The sequence below is a fragment of the Stenotrophomonas sp. Bg11-02 genome (assembly GCF_002836635.1).
Lineage (GTDB): Bacteria > Pseudomonadota > Gammaproteobacteria > Xanthomonadales > Xanthomonadaceae > Stenotrophomonas > Stenotrophomonas lacuserhaii.
In genome coordinates, this window is sequence record NZ_PJAY01000062.1 from 52,756 (window position 1) to 67,729 (window position 14,974).

A 14,974-nucleotide genomic window follows, 5' to 3' on the forward strand; every position below is an offset into this window, starting at 1 on the left:
CTTATTTAAGCGCCTTGAAGCGCAGGCGCTTGGGCGCAGCGTCGTCGCCCATGCGGCGGCGCTTGTCTTCTTCGTACTCGCGGTAGTTGCCCTGGAAGAACTCCACGTGCGAATCGCCTTCGAAGGCCAGGATGTGCGTGGCGATGCGATCCAGGAACCAGCGATCATGCGAAATGACGAACGTGTTGCCGGGGAACTCCAGCAGCGCGTCTTCCAGCGCACGCAGGGTTTCGATGTCCAGATCGTTGGACGGTTCATCGAGCAGCAGCACGTTGCCACCCTGCAGCAGGGTCTTGGCCATGTGCAGGCGGCCACGCTCACCACCGGACAGCGAACCGACCAGCTTCTGCTGGTCCTGGCCCTTGAAGTTGAAGCGGCCGATGTAGGCGCGCGACTGGATCTCCACGCCGTTGATGTTGAGGATGTCCAGCCCGCCGGCGATTTCCTGGAAGACGTTGTGGTTGCCCTCCAGCGCGTCGCGGCTCTGGTCCACGTAGGACAGCTTGACGGTCGGGCCGACCACGATCTCGCCGGTATCCGGTTTTTCCTGGCCGGTGATCATCTTGAACAGGGTCGACTTGCCGGCGCCGTTGGGGCCGATGATGCCGACGATGGCGCCGCCCGGCACCAGGAAGTTCAGGTTGTCGAACAGCAGGCGATCGCCGAATTTCTTCGAGACGTTCTTGAACTCCATCACCGCATTGCCGAGGCGCTCGCCCGGCGGGATGAAGATTTCATTGGTCTCGTTGCGCTTCTGGTAATCGACCGACTGCAGTTCTTCCAGGCGGGCCAGGCGGGCCTTGCCCTTGGTGCGGCCGCCCTTGGCATTCTGGCGCGACCATTCCAGTTCCTTCTGGATGGCCTTCTGGCGCGACTTCTCCTGGTTGTCTTCCTGCTTCAGGCGCTCGTCCTTCTGGGTCAGCCAGTCGGTGTAGTTGCCCTTCCACGGAATGCCGCGACCGCGGTCCAGTTCCAGGATCCACTCGGCGGCGTTGTCCAGGAAGTAGCGATCATGGGTGACCGCCACGACGGTGCCGGTATAGCGCGCCAGGAACTGCTCCAGCCATTCCACCGATTCGGCATCGAGGTGGTTGGTCGGCTCATCGAGCAGCAGCATGTCCGGCTTCTGCAGCAGCAGGCGGCACAGTGCCACGCGGCGCTTCTCACCACCGGACAGGGTGCCGACGATCGCTTCCCATGGCGGCAGGCGCAGTGCATCGGCGGCCACGTCCAGCTGGTTTTCCAGGGTGTGCGCATCGCCGGCGGCGAGGATCGCCTCCAGGCGCTCCTGTTCCTTGGCCAGCTTGTCGAAGTCGGCGCCTTCCTCGGCATAGGCCAGGTACACCGCGTCCAGCGCGGCCTGTGCCTGCAGCACCTCGCCCACGCCTTCCTCGACCGATTCACGCACGGTCTTGGTCGGGTCCAGCTCAGGTTCCTGCGCCAGGTAACCGACCTTGATGCCGGCCTGCGGGCGGGCCTCGCCCTCGAAATCGTTGTCCACGCCGGCCATGATCTTGAGCACGGTGGATTTGCCCGAACCGTTCAGGCCCAGCAGGCCGATCTTCGCCCCCGGGAAGAACGACAGCGAGATGTCCTTGATGATCTGCCGCTTGGGCGGAACCACCTTGGACACGCGGTTCATGGTGTAGATGTATTGCGAGGACATGCAGTCTCCCAGAGGGTCGATCCACCGGACCGAGAGCGCTGGCCGGCGGAAAACGGAATATTTGACCCACGATTATCGCCGATCCCCCCTTTCACTGCCATGGCAGGCGGCGGGGGGTTCAGCCATGGGGGAGCACCGACGGGGCAGGGGCCGTAAGGACCACACCTGAAGGCCGCTATCCCGACTGTGGCAGACCGGGGCACCGATCAGGCTGGTGGCTCCAACCCATGGAAATCACGCATGAACCTCATCCGTACGTTGTTGATCACCGCCCTGCTGCCGCTGTCGGCTGCCGCCCAGGTGGCCCCGCCGCTGCTGCCATCGAGCCTGACGCTGCGGGATCTGGAGCTCGCCTCCGGAAGCCTGCGTGAATTCGAGATCGAGGTGGCACGGACAGAAAAGTGGTTGCCCTATGAACTGGTCGCCGCAGCGGACAGCGCCGGTCTGTCAGGCACCCTGCTGATCTCGCACGCTGATGGGCAGCCGCTGCGGGAGGTCGTGCTGGATGGCAAGCGCATCGTCGGCGGCCTGGTGACGCTGCCCTCCAGTGCCTCCGCGCGTCGGCTGCGGGTCAGCCTGCGCGGCGGCGCGGAGGACATGCGTGCCGACCTCGCGCTGACCCCGCAGCGCCCCCAGCTCAAGTCCGGCCAGGTCGTCCCGGTATTTCCCCGTCGAATGGCAGCGGATTCCTTCGCCGAGACCCTGGAGCTGCGGCTGACCAAGCCCTCCGATGTGGACCTGCGCACCTGGGGAGGCAGTGCCGCGGTGACATTGCAGGTGAAAGGAGAGGCGATGGGAGGCGGCTTCCCGGTAGCGGTCTGCAAGGATCAAGGAGATGCGTGGCGGCGTTGCCTGTTGCCCCGCCTCGGGCCGGGCGTGTACTGGGTATCCGTTGAAGGAACCGGTGCACCGGTCAACCTGCTCGGAAGCTGGACGGCAAGCCAGGGCGAGGAAATACCTGCCGGAATCTGAACAGGGGTTCCGGCTGACGCATTGGTAAGCGTTTCCAGCCGGAATACATTCAGATCGCATGGGCAATATGGACATCACCCACCCACCCAGCAGAGGTAGACAATGCGCATCAATCGATTCCTGGCCGGTGCCGTTGCCTCCGTACTGGCCTTTGCGGCGGTCAGCCCGGCATTCGCCGATGACAACCGGCATCGTGGCCATGATCGTCGCGAGTGGCGCGATGACCGTCGCGATGATCGCCGCGACCACCGCAATGATCGTCGCCAGGCACGGCACGACTGGGGTGACGACCGCCGACATGACCGCCGCCATTGGCGCGATGACCGGCGCCATCCCGGCTATTACCGCCCGGCCCCGCCACCGCGCGTGGTCTATCGGCCCGCCTATCGTCCGGCGTATGGACCGGGCCCTGGCTATGGGTGGAAAGTCGGCCACCGCTATCGCGATTATTACCGTGGCCCGATCTACGTGGTGAACGACTACAACAGCTATCACGTCCGTCGCCCGCCACGCGGTCACCATTGGGTGCGGGACGACCGCGGCAACCTGTTGCTGGTTGCCATCGCCACCGGGATCCTGGCCGACTTCGTGATCAACGGCCGCTGATAGCGCAGGCCCGGGCAGGGAAGCTGATACGCGACGGCGCCGATGGGGCGCCGTCGTCGTTTGTGGGGAAGCCGGCATTGGCCCCCCTCCCGGCGCAGGCACTACAATTGGCAGCCTTGCTGTCCCTTTCCTGCCTGCCCCCGGAGAAACCGATGTTCCCGCGCGACGTCCGAATCGAAAGCTACGATCCCGAACTGGCCAAGGCCATCGCCGATGAGTCCCAGCGCCAGGAAGACCACGTCGAGCTGATCGCCAGCGAGAACTACGCCAGCCCGATGGTGATGGAAGCCCAGGGCAGCCAGCTGACCAACAAGTACGCCGAAGGCTATCCGGGCAAGCGTTATTACGGTGGTTGCGAATACGTCGATATCGCCGAACAGCTGGCCATCGACCGTCTCAAGCAGCTGTATGGCGCCGACTACGCCAACGTGCAGCCGCACAGCGGATCGCAGGCCAACCAGGCGGTTTATTTCGCCCTGCTGCAGGCCGGTGACACCATCCTGGGCATGAGCCTGGCCCATGGCGGCCACCTGACCCATGGGGCCAAGGTGAACGCTTCGGGCAAGCTGTTCAATGCGGTGCAGTACGGTGTGAACGACCAGGGCCTGATTGATTACGACGAAGTGGAGCGCCTGGCCGTCGAGCACAAGCCGAAGATGGTCGTCGCCGGGTTCTCGGCCTATTCGCAGGTCGTTGATTGGGCGCGTTTCCGTGTCATTGCCGACAAGGTCGGTGCGTATCTGTTCGTCGACATGGCGCACGTGGCGGGTCTGGTCGCCGCCGGCGTCTACCCGAGCCCGCTGGAGCATGCCCATGTGGTGACCTCCACCACCCACAAGACCCTGCGCGGTCCGCGTGGCGGCATCATCATCGCCAAGGGCGCCAGCGAAGAACTGGTCAAGAAGCTGCAGTCGATCGTCTTCCCGGGTATCCAGGGCGGCCCGCTGATGCACGTCATCGCGGCCAAGGCCGTGGCGTTCAAGGAAGCGCTGGAGCCTTCATTTGCCGCCTATCAGCAGCAGGTGGTGAAGAATGCCCAGGCGATGGCGAAGACCCTGATCGCACGTGGCTACAAGATCGTTTCCGGCGGCACCGAAAACCACCTGATGCTGGTCGACATGATCGGCAAGGACGTGTCGGGCAAGGACGCCGAAGCGGCCCTCGGCAAGGCCCACATCACGGTCAACAAGAACTCGGTCCCCAACGACCCGCGTTCGCCGTTCGTGACCTCCGGCCTGCGCCTGGGGACCCCGGCGGTGACCACCCGTGGCTATGGCGAACAGGACTGTGTAGACCTGGCCAACTGGATCGCCGATGTGCTGGACGCACCGGCGGACGACGCGGTGATCGCACGCGTGCGCGAGGCGGTCAGCGCGCAGTGCCGCAAGTATCCGGTGTACGGCTGAGCGATCGGGACTTCCGCGGTCGGGCGATGACGCCTGACCGCGCGCCTGCCTCACGCCATGGGCAGCTCTTGTTTGCTGCTCATGGCCTTCTCAGGTACCGTTGCGACGCCGCCATGTCCATCGCATGACGTTTCCGAGACTCAAGGCGCCCCATGCATTGTCCGTTCTGCCAACATGCCGATACCCGTGTAATCGATTCGCGCGTCTCTGAAGACGGCGCGACGATTCGTCGTCGGCGTGAGTGCGAGGCCTGCAGCGAGCGCTTCAGTACGCTGGAAACCATCGAGCTGAAGCTGCCGACCATCGTCAAGGGCGATGGCAGCCGCGAAGCGTTCGAAGCGCGAAAAGTGCGTGCCGGCTTCGACCGCGCGCTGCAGAAGCGTCCGGTGCCGGAAGACAAGATCGAAGCGGCGGTGCGTTCGGTGATCCACCAGCTGCGCATCTGCGGCGAGCGCGAAGTGCCCTCCATCCGCGTCGGCGAGTTCGTGATGAACGAACTGCGCAAGCTCGACCATGTCGGCTACGTGCGCTTCGCTTCGGTCTACCGCAGCTTCGAGGATGTCGCGGACTTCCGCGAAGAAATCGAGAAGCTGGAGCGGGATCTGCCGGCCAGCACCGGGCAGCTGCAACTGCTGGGGGATGTGATCGCCCTGACCAAGAAAAAGAAAGGCTGACGCGCACCGCTGCGCGCCTGCGCCCAAGGAGCACCGATGAGCGCCTTCTCCGCGCTGGACCACCTGCACATGGCCAGTGCCCTGCGGCTAGCCGAACGCGCCGCCTATACCACCCGCCCCAACCCGATGGTCGGTTGCGTGATCGCCCACGGCGAGCAGGTGGTCGGACATGGCTGGCATCAACGCGCCGGCGGTCCGCATGCCGAAGTGTTCGCACTGCGCGAAGCGGGCGAGCAGGCGCGTGGCGCCACCGCCTACGTCACCCTTGAACCGTGTGCGCATTTTGGCCGCACGCCACCCTGTGCATTGGCACTGATCGAAGCCGGCGTCAGCCGCGTCGTGGCCGCTCTGCGCGATCCATTCCCGCAGGTCGATGGTGGCGGTTTCGATCTGCTGCGCGCAGCGGGGATCGAGGTCCATGAAGGGCTGATGGCCATGCAGGCACGGGAACTCAACCGCGGTTTCCTGTCGCGCGTCGAGCGCGGCCGCCCGTGGGTGCGGGTCAAGCTGGCCGCCAGCCTGGACGGCCGCACGGCGATGGCAGATGGCAGTTCGAAATGGATCACCGGGCCGGCCGCGCGCGAGGACGTCCAGCATTGGCGGGCGAGGGCCGGTGCGATCCTGACCGGTGCCGACACCGTGCTGGCCGACGACCCGATGCTGACCGTGCGCCTCCCCGGGGTCGACGTGCAGCCGCCGTTGCGCGTGGTGCTCGATGCACGGCTGCGCTCGCTGGAATGTACGCGGGTGCGGGAAGGCGGAGCGCCGACGTTGTACCTGCACGACCCCGCCATCACGGCCCCTGACGCAGCCGATGCGCAGTTCGCCAGCGTGCCCAGCGTGGGGGGGCGGCTGGACCTGGGCGCGGTGCTTGCCCTGCTCGCAGCGCAGGGCGTCAACGAAGTGCACACCGAAGCCGGTGCGACGCTTGCAGGTGCCTTGATGTCCGGCGGCTGGATCGACGAGCTCCTGCTTTACCAGGCCCCGACCCTGCTCGGCGAGCAGGGCCTGCCGTTGTTGTCAGGACTTGGCATCCAGGCCATGACGCAGCAGTTGCGCATGCAGGTCATTGAACAGACACGGGTGGGAGAGGATCAGCGTGTTCTGCTGCGTCCGCAGTCGCGTTGACGCCAAGGGGCATGTGCCCGTCCGGGGCGCGGCTTGACGTGCCGCGGGGAGACGTGGCTTTCGAACGTCCGACCAGCTTCCTGTTGTTGCGCCAATCATTCCCGCTGACTTTGAACACCAGCAGTTCGCGGTCCCGGGGATTATAGAAAGCAGTGAGAAATGTCTCGCGGGATGCTGCGCCGCTCAGGTACACCGGAATCGTGCCGACTGTTTTGTATTTTCCCGCCGAGCCGTGCAGATGTCCGGCGAAAATGCCGAGAATGAGATCTTCATTGTCCTTCATGAGCTGCCGGAAGCGCGGACTATTGGGCGACTGCCAGTCTGCATAAGGTGGTTTGTGCATGTTGAGGATGACATCCTTGCCTGCTGCGCGCGCCCACTTCAGCTCCGTCTCGAGAAACCCAAGCGAGTCGTTGATGATGAACGTCCTGCGAGCGGATTCGTACCTCACGCTGTAGGTCGGTTCGTTCTGCAGCTGGATCGCCAGGATGTCACCCAGAACCAGGGAGTAAGCCAGGCTGCCACGATGCATTTCCCAGCCGTTGTCTTTGACCGAGTAGTCGAATGCGCGTGTGGGGTAGCTTCTTGCCCAGCCCGCCATGTCCTTGTACATGTCCCGCGCGCAGCCGTTGTCGGCGCAGTCGTTCACGTTGTTCTGGTAGTCGTGGTTGCCGAGATTGGCGTAGAAATTCCGTCGATAGAAGTCCTTGAACGGGTGGTTGTACATGTAGTCCCGTTCCCCGCCATGGCCGAATGCGGTGATGTCACCGTTGAGGAACAGCGGTACGTTGTCCAGCCCGCCGAACTTGATCCGGTATTCCATCGTGGCCAGTGCCTGGCGGTTGATGAAGAGTTTGGAACGACGCACCGTCTCGTCGTTGCTCTCAGGCTCGCCAGAGTCCGATTTTTCGGTCCACGGATGTTGCGTGTCGGAGATGAAGACGAAATCCTGCAGCACCGGCTCGGAGGATGAGACCGGGAAGGGCAGCAGGCAGGCAAGAGCGGCGGACAGAAGCCAGCGGACGTTGCCGTGCGGGAGAGGCAAGGACCAGGAAGCGCTGCAGGACATGGCGGTACTCCTTCGGGGATGCCGTCCATCAGACACGCGCTGGCAAGGCACTGCAGTCGGTGGAATGCCCGCGCGGCCTGGAGGTCGCAGGTGGGCAGGCTGGCCGCGTGGCGGCCCGGACAGGGCCCACCGTCATCGTGGGTCGCAGATGGCCCGGATGCTGTCGGCACTTCCGCACCCTTCAACACGAGCAGAAAAAAAATGGGCTCCCGAAGGAGCCCATCATGTCCAGCCTGGAGCGACAGGATCAGAAGCTGGCGCGGACGCCGGCCGAGTACTGGGTCACGTCTTCGATGACCTGCACTTCGCCCACCACGCCCCACATCGGGGTGATGTTGATCTGGCCGCCGACGTTGCCGACCCAGGTGCCGTCCATGTCGCTGCCGTCCATGTAGCCGGCTTTCAGCCAGGCTTCGGTGCGCGCCGACGGCTTGCCGCGCACGCCGAAGGTGCCGCGGGCGGCGTTGAAGTGGTCCTTCTGGCGTACGGTGGCGAAGCCGGTTTCCTTCAGGGTCAGTTCGGCGTTCTGGCGGGTCCAGGCGATGTCGGCGGTGAAGTCCACGCGGTCGCTCATGCCCATGTGGTAACCGATACCGAACTCGGGCTGGTCCAGTTCCAGCTTCAGGCTGCCGCCATCGAAGCCGTAGGACTTGGACACCTGCGACCAGGCGCCGAACAGGTAGACCTGCGGTGCGATCGCGAACGAGCCACGGATATAGCCGCCGTCGACCTTGGGGTCGTCCAGGAAGTCATCGTTGACCTGGAACTGGGTCCAGCCTGCCTCGACGTAGGTGTAGCTCAGATCGTCGGCGGCGAAGGCCGACAGCGGCGACAGGGCGAGCAGGGAGGCGGCCAGCAGCATCTTGCGCATGCGTGAATTCCTTGAGGTTGCGTTCCATTGCAGGCAGCCGGTCCGACCGCCCGGGGCGACGTCGTTGTCGCACTCGGCGCGGATTCTAACGAAACTTTCACAAAAAGCGAGCCTTCAGCCTCATTTGTTACACTAGGCCCGCCGGTTCGCCGGTATACAAACGTCTTCAGGGCGGGGTGCGATTCCCCACCGGCGGTAGGTGCCCGACACGGCACGAGCCCGCGAGCGCTCCGGCAGGGTCATCCCGGCAGGAGGTCAGCAGATCCGGTCGGATGCCGGAGCCGACGGTCATAGTCCGGATGAAAGAAGACGGTGCCACGGAACCTTGCGGTGCCGTGCGTGCCTGTTTGCCTTGCGGCGTTTTTCGCTCACTCCTGCGGAGAACGTTACTTGTTTACTGGAATCATTGAAGGCCTCGGCCACTTGGCCGCCCGCGAAACCCTCGGCGGCGATGTCCGCTTCACCTTCCACGTCGGCAGCCTGCCGTTCGACAACGTCCAGCTGGGCGAAAGCATCGCCATCAACGGCGTGTGCCTGACCGTGATCGCCTTCGACGCGCAGACCTTCCAGGCCGATGCATCGACCGAAACGCTGGGGCTTACCACCCTGGGCCAGCTGGCCGAAGGCGCGGTGATCAACCTGGAGCGCGCCATGCGCCCTACCGACCGGCTAGGCGGACATCTGGTCAGCGGGCATGTCGATGGCCTGGGGCAGGTCCTGTCCATCCATGACGACGCACGCGCGCAGCGCTGGCGCTTCGCCGCCCCGGCCGCCCTGCGCCGCTACATCGCAAAGAAGGGCTCGATCTGCGTCGACGGTGTCAGCCTGACCGTCAATGAAGTGGACGAGGAGGGGTTCGACGTCGCCCTGATCCCGCATACCGTCTCGCACACTGCGTTCTCCAACACGGCGGTCGGCAGTGCGGTGAACCTGGAAATCGACCTGGTCGCCCGCTACGTGGAACGCCTGCTGGGCGAAGGAGCACGCGCATGAATTTCGCCCCGATCCCCGAGATCCTGGAAGACATCCGCCAAGGCCGCATGGTGGTCATCGTCGACGACGAAGACCGCGAGAACGAAGGCGACCTGATCATGGCCGCCGAGCTGGTCAAGCCCAGCGACATCAACTTCATGGTGACCCACGGCCGCGGACTGGTGTGCCTGCCCTTGACCCGCGAACGGGCAGCCGACCTCGGCCTGGCGCCGATGGTGCAGGCCAATACGGCGCAGTTCCAGACCAACTTCACGGTCAGCATCGAGGCCGCCGAGGGCGTGACCACCGGTATTTCCGCGTATGACCGTGCCCACACCATCCGCACTGCGGTCAAGCCCACCGCCAAGGCCAGCGACCTGCACCAGCCCGGCCACATTTTCCCGCTGATCGCCCAGCCGGGCGGGGTGCTGACCCGCGCCGGCCACACCGAAGCCGGCGTGGACCTGGCGATGCTGGCCGGGCTGGAACCGGCCGGCGTGCTGGTGGAAATCCTCAACCCGGACGGCAGCATGGCGCGGCGGCCGGAACTGGAAGTGTTCGCCCGCGAACATGGCCTGAAGATGGGCTCCATCGCCGATCTGATTGCCTACCGGCTGGCCACCGAAAAGACCGTCGAGCGCGTCGATGAGCGGGAAATCGACACCGAGTTCGGTGCCTTCACCCTGGTCACCTACCGCGACCGCATCGCGCATGACCTGCATTTCGCGCTGGTCCGCGGCACCCCGGATGCCGATACCCCCACCCTGGTGCGGGTACAGGTGGAAAACCCGCTGGCCGACCTGCTGCACTGGCGCCGTGATGATTTCGGCGTGGCCGCGACCGATGCGCTGCGCGCTATCGCCGCGGCAGACAGCGGCGTGATGGTGGTGCTGTCGGCACCGCGCGATGGCGAGGCCCTGCTGGCACGCCTGCGCCAGCAGCCGCAGCCGATCGCCCCGGGCAAGGACAAGGATGTAAGCCAGTGGCGCCGCAATGGGGCCGGTGCGCAGATCCTGTCCGACCTCGGGCTGGGCAAACTGCGCGTGCTGGGCACGCCGCGCCGCCAGGTCGGGCTGGCCGGCTATGGCCTGGAAGTGGTTGAAACGCTGGGCTGCTGAGCCCGGCATGGCGCGGGCGGGCTCACGGAGGACCCGCCCACAGCCCGCGCGCGGTAAACTTGCCCTCTCTTACGTACCCCATACCCGCACATGAGCCATTTCGAAGGCGATCTTCGCTCTCCCGGATCGGCGCGCCTGGCCATCGTGGCCAGCCGCTGGAACGCCCGCATCACCGACGCGCTGGTCACCGGCGCGCGGCAGAGCCTGGCCAGCAATGGCATCAGCGAAGAGGCCGTGGATGTCATCCGGGTGCCCGGCGCCTGGGAAATCCCGCTGGTCGCCGCGCGCCTGGCCGCTGCCCATCAGCATGCTGCCATCATCACCCTGGGCTGCGTGATCCGTGGCGACACCCGTCATTATGAACACGTGGCCGACCGCTGCGCCGAGGGCCTGATGCGCGTGCAGCTGGACTTCGGCGTGCCGGTGCTGAATGGCGTACTGGCGGTGGAACGTGCCGAGGATGCCGAAGCACGTGCTGGCGGCAGCCATGGCAACAAGGGTGAAGAGGCCGCCTTGGCGGCCTTGGAAATGATCAATCTTCTGGAGCAGCTGCCATGAACAACCATTCCCAGGGCAGGCCGTCCGGCAGACCCGTACGCCGTGACGGCGTCGATCCCGTGCTGCGTTCGCGCGCACGTCGCCGTGCCGTGCAGGCCATCTATGCCTGGCAGATCTCCGGCGGAAATGGCCAGTCACTGGTCGCCCAGTTCGCCCACGAACAGGCGCGCGAAGTCGCCGACCTGGCTTACTTCGAGGCGCTGGTGCACGGCGTGCTCGACAACCGTCGCGATATCGACCAGGCGCTGGCGCCGTACCTGGACCGCACCATCGAAGAAGTCGATGCGATCGAACGGGCGGTGCTGCGGCTGTCCGCCTACGAACTGCGCTTTCGTGCCGACATTCCGTACCGCGTAGTGATCAACGAGGCCATCGAATCGGCCAAGCGCTTCGGCTCCGAACACGGCCACACCTATGTCAACGGCGTGCTGGACCGTGCCGCCGTCGAGTGGCGCAAGACCGAAAGCGGCCACTGACCCGTGATGGCGGCGGACGACGTCCGGCGCCACGGACACCTCGTATGTCCCTCGCCGAATTCGCCCTGATTGACCGTATCCGCGCCCGTAGCAAGGGGCGCGATGACATCGTGCTGGGCATCGGCGACGACGCGGCGCTGCTGCAGCCGCTGGCCGGACACTGGCTGGCGGTGACTGCCGACACACTCAACAGCGGCGTGCATTTTCCGCCGGAAACACGCCCCGCCGACATCGGCTGGAAGACCCTTGCGGTGAATCTTTCCGACCTGGCGGCGATGGGCGCCACCCCCGCGTGGGGCACGCTGGCGTTGTCCCTGCCGGAAGCCAGCGCGGCGTGGATCGATGCCTTCGCCGACGGCTTCTTCGCACTGGCCGATGCGCATGACTGGCGGCTGATTGGTGGCGATACCACGCGCGGCCCGCTTTCGTTGTCGGTGACCGCGTTCGGCCAGGTACCGCACGGGCAGGCCTTGCGGCGCGGTGGCGCGCAGGTGGGCGACGACATCTGGGTGAGCGGCACGTTGGGTGATGCGGCCGGTGCGCTTGCGCTTTGGCAGCGTGGTGAGCTGGACGTCACCCGGCCTGCGGCGGATGCGGAGACCGAGTTCCTGCGCCAACGCCTGCTTCGGCCTGTGCCGCGCGTGCAGCTGGGGCTTGCGCTGCGCTGTATCGCGACCGCTGCAGTCGATGTGTCCGACGGATTGATGGCAGACCTGGGGCATATTGCACTACGCAGTGGCGTGGCGGCCCATGTCGACGCCCATCTGCTGCCTTGCTCGACGGCGCTGCAGCGTGTGCTGGGTAACGAGGCTGCGCGCTCCTGCGCACTGCAGGGGGGGGATGATTACGAGCTGTGCTTTACTGCGGCCGTTACCAGTCGGCAGCGCCTGTTGGCGCTGTCCGGTGAGCTTGGCATATCGCTGACGCGCATCGGCGCGATGCTGCCGGGCGAAGGCGTTCACTGCCCAGGATCAGGAGCGGTACACGGCTACGTACATTTCCTTTCCCCGCCCATGGCGGCCGGCGATCAGTCGTAGTCAGCGGTCAGTATCGCTTTCCCCTGCACGCTACCGGGCGTCAACGCACCTGCGATCCGAACGTAGCGTGCGGTCAACTCGATGTTCTGATCACCGGCATGCGGGCCTGCATGCGTCCATTGGTTGCCAAAGTGCACAGGCTGGCCATTACGCAGCAACTGCACCGCAATGCCTGTGCCGCTGTGGGATGGCGTCGGCGTAAGGATGCTGCCTTGGTTGCCGGCGTCCAGCGCATCGTGAAGCGTCAAGTTGACTTTGATGCCATCGCGCGGGCAATTCATCAGTACGTTCAATGGTGTGTCGCCGGTCGACGCGCCCACCGTGGGGAATTGGTCTGCCGACGCTGGGCTCAGCTGCAGGGCGGTATCGAACAGGACACAGGTGCGCGCGGGAATCACCAGGCTGAATGACAGGCTGTGCTGCAATGAGCCATTGGCGGGGAAACTCGGCATCGTGGTGACGGCGCTCAGGGTTGTCGGAGCGACGTTGGTCATCGCCCCGCCGCGCGAATAGATGTAATAGCCCAGGCCGAGGTTCATGTTCACGTCGCCGCCGTGGCCGCTCTTCACCTGGAACGTGTTCGTCGCGTCTGCCCGGTAGGGGGTGTTATCCGTGCCGGCAGGCGCACCGGCACTGTATTTGACGAAATTGAACACGATCAGCGGCGAATCCGGTCCCCAGCCAAAAGCAGGATACGGACGCCCATTGAATGTGATGTCGCGGACATACGTCAGTCCCGCCATTTGGGGGGCACTCTGTATGTCGATGTCCGTCACTCGTGGGCAGTTGGTGAACAGCAGGCCGCCGCCTCGCCCGTTGCTGACAGTATGCAGCAGCACATCCGGGCGTGTCTCATCCGCTATCTTGATCTCACCGCCACTTATCAGGTCGCTGCCCTGTACCACGTTGCAGGCGTGCAGGGTGCCGCTGATGAAGGTGCCCGCGGCGACAATGCAGCGCAGTGTGCGCATGGCCATGCCTGTTGTTCCATGCATGCGAGGGTGACGGATGCTCATGGTGGGCTCCTCGCAGCCGCAATGGCCGTGTCATCTGCTGGCCGCGCGTGCGCCTTCGCTTCGCGCTCCGCACCATGGTCGTCCAGCCACGCGTAGCTGATCGTCGCAGGGCGTGTATCCGTGTCCGGCAAGGCGACATGCAATGTGCCGAACGGTGCCACCATCTCCGCAGCAAGCTCTTTTCCATCTGCAAGGGAGATGCGGGTCAGTGTCACGTGATAGGGGCTGGGATTGTGGACGCGCAACTGCGGCGCGCCGTCAGGTGCGGTCGACCAGCGCAGGCCTGCCGCCGCAGCCGCAGGTTGCCCAGGTAAGCCTGCCGGGCGGAAGAACAGCTTCATGCGCGAGCGCACAGCGAACTGCAGCAGATTGCTGCTTTGGGCCTCTCGCGGTTTCGGGGGAATGTCCAGCAGATTGAAATAAAACAGCGACTCGCGATCTGAAGCCAGTGCAGGGTCAGCCGGGTGCGGCGCGTAGGTGAGGCGGTAAGCCTGGCTTTGCTGGTCCTGGATCAGGCGCGGCTCCACCGGCGTCAGCTGGAATGGCGTGCGGATGTCGTCGGGCGATCGTCCCGCATCGCCCGCATCGATCCACACCTGCACCAGCGCGGGTACGTTGCCGTTGTTACGGGCGGTGACCGTGACGTCGTTGCCGCGGCGTGCATCAAGCACCACGCGCGTTCCGTCAACGACCACGGCTGCCGACGCCGGCGAGATCAGCATCGCCGCAAGAAAGGGCGGGAACCAGCACTGAGTACGCTGCATGAGGGCGACCTTGAAAAAGAAGGCATCGGAGATCTTCATGGATAGGCCACCACGAGCTCGACGGATGCAGCGGCGGTTCCTGCGGTGGCATCGCCTACGGGAGATGCATGCCAGGCAGTAAGGTCGACACGGGTCCGTGCGCTGCGTTGCACGCGCTGCCAGCGGCCACCCGATTCCCCGTTCGGCCAAGGTGTGCCTTGGGCATCGAGGATGGCGACGTCGACATGGCGCAGCCCATCAATCCGGATGTCCAGCGGTGGGTCGCCACCGGATGCCGGGCAGGCCAGGAACACGCTGAAGTCCTTTCGGCCAGCCCGTGCATTGGCGTTGACCACGGCCGGGTCGACGCGCCCGGTCAGGACCGCAAGCGCGGGGTGACTGGCCTGGACCTCGCAGGTCGAGGTGACCAGCTCGCCGCGTATCTGCAGCGGCAAGGCCCCAGCCGCGAAGGAGACAGTCGTGCCAAGCAGGCCCGTGACAAAGCAAGGCAGGAGATTCATCAGGGGAAAGTCCGAAGAGGAAGGCGTGGCGGCACGGTGACGGCACTGCGGTTCCGGAAGTGTTATCGACCTTGCCTGTCGCCGATATGAGCAAAGGTGCAAGTTCAACACGGCGAGTTTCTATCGGGATATGTCGGTCAA

Annotated in this window: 16 protein-coding genes and 1 riboswitch; of the genes, 10 read left to right on the forward strand and 6 right to left on the reverse strand. The window is 65.0% G+C overall.

Going from position 1 to position 14,974, the window contains the following annotated elements; genetic code table 11:
• Position 1 precedes the first annotated feature (1 nt).
• A complete protein-coding gene (ettA, locus tag CXG43_RS13140) occupies positions 2-1,666 on the reverse strand; it encodes an energy-dependent translational throttle protein EttA (protein ID WP_057507783.1) in 1,665 nt (554 codons plus the stop codon).
• A 240-nt stretch (positions 1,667-1,906) separates the two neighbouring features.
• On the opposite strand from ettA, the gene CXG43_RS13145 reads away from it, so the two are divergent.
• From CXG43_RS13145 to ribD, 5 genes are all read left to right on the forward strand, one after another.
• Complete coding sequence (locus tag CXG43_RS13145; protein WP_101100326.1) at positions 1,907-2,638, forward strand: hypothetical protein; 732 nt, start codon at positions 1,907-1,909, stop codon at positions 2,636-2,638.
• Between the two features lie 102 nt (positions 2,639-2,740).
• Entirely contained in the window at positions 2,741-3,244 is a 504-nt protein-coding gene (locus CXG43_RS13150; protein ID WP_101100327.1) for an RcnB family protein, read from the forward strand.
• Between the two features lie 152 nt (positions 3,245-3,396).
• Positions 3,397-4,650, forward strand: a complete 1,254-nt coding sequence (glyA, locus tag CXG43_RS13155) for a serine hydroxymethyltransferase (protein ID WP_101100328.1) — start codon at positions 3,397-3,399, stop codon at positions 4,648-4,650.
• A 152-nt stretch (positions 4,651-4,802) separates the two neighbouring features.
• Entirely contained in the window at positions 4,803-5,324 is a 522-nt protein-coding gene (nrdR, locus tag CXG43_RS13160) for a transcriptional regulator NrdR (RefSeq protein WP_101100329.1), read from the forward strand.
• Positions 5,325-5,360: 36 nt separating this feature from the next.
• On the forward strand, positions 5,361-6,452 hold the full coding sequence (ribD, locus tag CXG43_RS13165; RefSeq protein ID WP_101100330.1) for a bifunctional diaminohydroxyphosphoribosylaminopyrimidine deaminase/5-amino-6-(5-phosphoribosylamino)uracil reductase RibD: 1,092 nt from the start codon (positions 5,361-5,363) through the stop codon (positions 6,450-6,452).
• Here the strand turns inward: ribD and CXG43_RS13170 are convergent.
• A complete protein-coding gene (locus tag CXG43_RS13170; protein WP_101100331.1) occupies positions 6,391-7,521 on the reverse strand; it encodes a metallophosphoesterase in 1,131 nt (376 codons plus the stop codon). The two genes, ribD and CXG43_RS13170, sit on opposite strands and share 62 nt — an antisense overlap.
• Positions 7,522-7,768: 247 nt before the next feature.
• Positions 7,769-8,392: a hypothetical protein gene (locus CXG43_RS13175; protein WP_101100332.1), complete on the reverse strand. Its 624-nt coding sequence runs from the start codon at positions 8,390-8,392 to the stop codon at positions 7,769-7,771.
• 158 nt (positions 8,393-8,550) lie between these two features.
• Positions 8,551-8,707: riboswitch (FMN riboswitch) on the forward strand.
• A 75-nt stretch (positions 8,708-8,782) separates the two neighbouring features.
• Here CXG43_RS13175 and CXG43_RS13180 point away from each other — a divergent pair.
• The 5 genes from CXG43_RS13180 (at position 8,783) to thiL (ending at position 12,553) form a co-directional block, all read left to right on the forward strand.
• Positions 8,783-9,385, forward strand: coding sequence for a riboflavin synthase (locus CXG43_RS13180; protein ID WP_101100333.1), 603 nt, complete (start codon positions 8,783-8,785; stop codon positions 9,383-9,385).
• A complete protein-coding gene (ribB, locus tag CXG43_RS13185; RefSeq protein ID WP_042613629.1) occupies positions 9,382-10,482 on the forward strand; it encodes a 3,4-dihydroxy-2-butanone-4-phosphate synthase in 1,101 nt (366 codons plus the stop codon). The genes CXG43_RS13180 and ribB overlap by 4 nt, the downstream gene beginning before the upstream one ends.
• 90 nt (positions 10,483-10,572) lie before the next feature.
• Positions 10,573-11,040, forward strand: a complete 468-nt coding sequence (gene ribH, locus CXG43_RS13190) for a 6,7-dimethyl-8-ribityllumazine synthase (protein ID WP_101100334.1) — start codon at positions 10,573-10,575, stop codon at positions 11,038-11,040.
• The gene (gene nusB, locus CXG43_RS13195) at positions 11,037-11,516 is read left to right on the forward strand and encodes a transcription antitermination factor NusB (RefSeq protein ID WP_042613631.1); all 480 of its coding nucleotides are present in this window, start codon (positions 11,037-11,039) and stop codon (positions 11,514-11,516) included. Before ribH ends, nusB begins: the two co-directional genes overlap by 4 nt.
• 44 nt (positions 11,517-11,560) lie before the next feature.
• Positions 11,561-12,553: a thiamine-phosphate kinase gene (gene thiL, locus CXG43_RS13200; RefSeq protein ID WP_101100335.1), complete on the forward strand. Its 993-nt coding sequence runs from the start codon at positions 11,561-11,563 to the stop codon at positions 12,551-12,553.
• Here thiL and CXG43_RS13205 read toward each other — a convergent pair.
• From CXG43_RS13205 to CXG43_RS13215, 3 genes are read right to left on the reverse strand one after another with little or no spacing between them, the layout of a single operon-like run.
• Positions 12,544-13,569, reverse strand: coding sequence for a fimbrial protein (locus tag CXG43_RS13205; protein ID WP_101100336.1), 1,026 nt, complete (start codon positions 13,567-13,569; stop codon positions 12,544-12,546). The genes thiL and CXG43_RS13205 overlap by 10 nt on opposite strands.
• Positions 13,566-14,372, reverse strand: coding sequence for a fimbria/pilus periplasmic chaperone (locus CXG43_RS13210; RefSeq protein ID WP_332870931.1), 807 nt, complete (start codon positions 14,370-14,372; stop codon positions 13,566-13,568). The genes CXG43_RS13205 and CXG43_RS13210 overlap by 4 nt, the downstream gene beginning before the upstream one ends.
• Positions 14,369-14,833 (reverse strand): hypothetical protein, encoded by a 465-nt coding sequence (locus CXG43_RS13215; RefSeq protein ID WP_157825141.1) that lies wholly within the window; start codon positions 14,831-14,833, stop codon positions 14,369-14,371. The genes CXG43_RS13210 and CXG43_RS13215 overlap by 4 nt, the downstream gene beginning before the upstream one ends.
• Positions 14,834-14,974: the final 141 nt, after the last annotated feature.

Excerpts from the sequence above, each read along its gene's own strand:
- ettA (WP_057507783.1), bottom strand. The coding sequence starts at position 1,666 with ATGTCCTCGCAATACATCTACACCATGAACCGCGTGTCCAAGGTGGTT.
- CXG43_RS13145 (WP_101100326.1), top strand. The coding sequence starts at position 1,907 with ATGAACCTCATCCGTACGTTGTTGATCACCGCCCTGCTGCCGCTGTCG.
- CXG43_RS13150 (WP_101100327.1), top strand. The coding sequence starts at position 2,741 with ATGCGCATCAATCGATTCCTGGCCGGTGCCGTTGCCTCCGTACTGGCC.
- glyA (WP_101100328.1), top strand. The coding sequence starts at position 3,397 with ATGTTCCCGCGCGACGTCCGAATCGAAAGCTACGATCCCGAACTGGCC.
- nrdR (WP_101100329.1), top strand. The coding sequence starts at position 4,803 with ATGCATTGTCCGTTCTGCCAACATGCCGATACCCGTGTAATCGATTCG.
- ribD (WP_101100330.1), top strand. The coding sequence starts at position 5,361 with ATGAGCGCCTTCTCCGCGCTGGACCACCTGCACATGGCCAGTGCCCTG.
- CXG43_RS13170 (WP_101100331.1), bottom strand. The coding sequence starts at position 7,521 with ATGTCCTGCAGCGCTTCCTGGTCCTTGCCTCTCCCGCACGGCAACGTC.
- CXG43_RS13175 (WP_101100332.1), bottom strand. The coding sequence starts at position 8,392 with ATGCGCAAGATGCTGCTGGCCGCCTCCCTGCTCGCCCTGTCGCCGCTG.
- ribB (WP_042613629.1), top strand. The coding sequence starts at position 9,382 with ATGAATTTCGCCCCGATCCCCGAGATCCTGGAAGACATCCGCCAAGGC.
- ribH (WP_101100334.1), top strand. The coding sequence starts at position 10,573 with ATGAGCCATTTCGAAGGCGATCTTCGCTCTCCCGGATCGGCGCGCCTG.
- nusB (WP_042613631.1), top strand. The coding sequence starts at position 11,037 with ATGAACAACCATTCCCAGGGCAGGCCGTCCGGCAGACCCGTACGCCGT.
- thiL (WP_101100335.1), top strand. The coding sequence starts at position 11,561 with ATGTCCCTCGCCGAATTCGCCCTGATTGACCGTATCCGCGCCCGTAGC.
- CXG43_RS13205 (WP_101100336.1), bottom strand. The coding sequence starts at position 13,569 with ATGAGCATCCGTCACCCTCGCATGCATGGAACAACAGGCATGGCCATG.
- CXG43_RS13210 (WP_332870931.1), bottom strand. The coding sequence starts at position 14,372 with ATGAAGATCTCCGATGCCTTCTTTTTCAAGGTCGCCCTCATGCAGCGT.
- CXG43_RS13215 (WP_157825141.1), bottom strand. The coding sequence starts at position 14,833 with ATGAATCTCCTGCCTTGCTTTGTCACGGGCCTGCTTGGCACGACTGTC.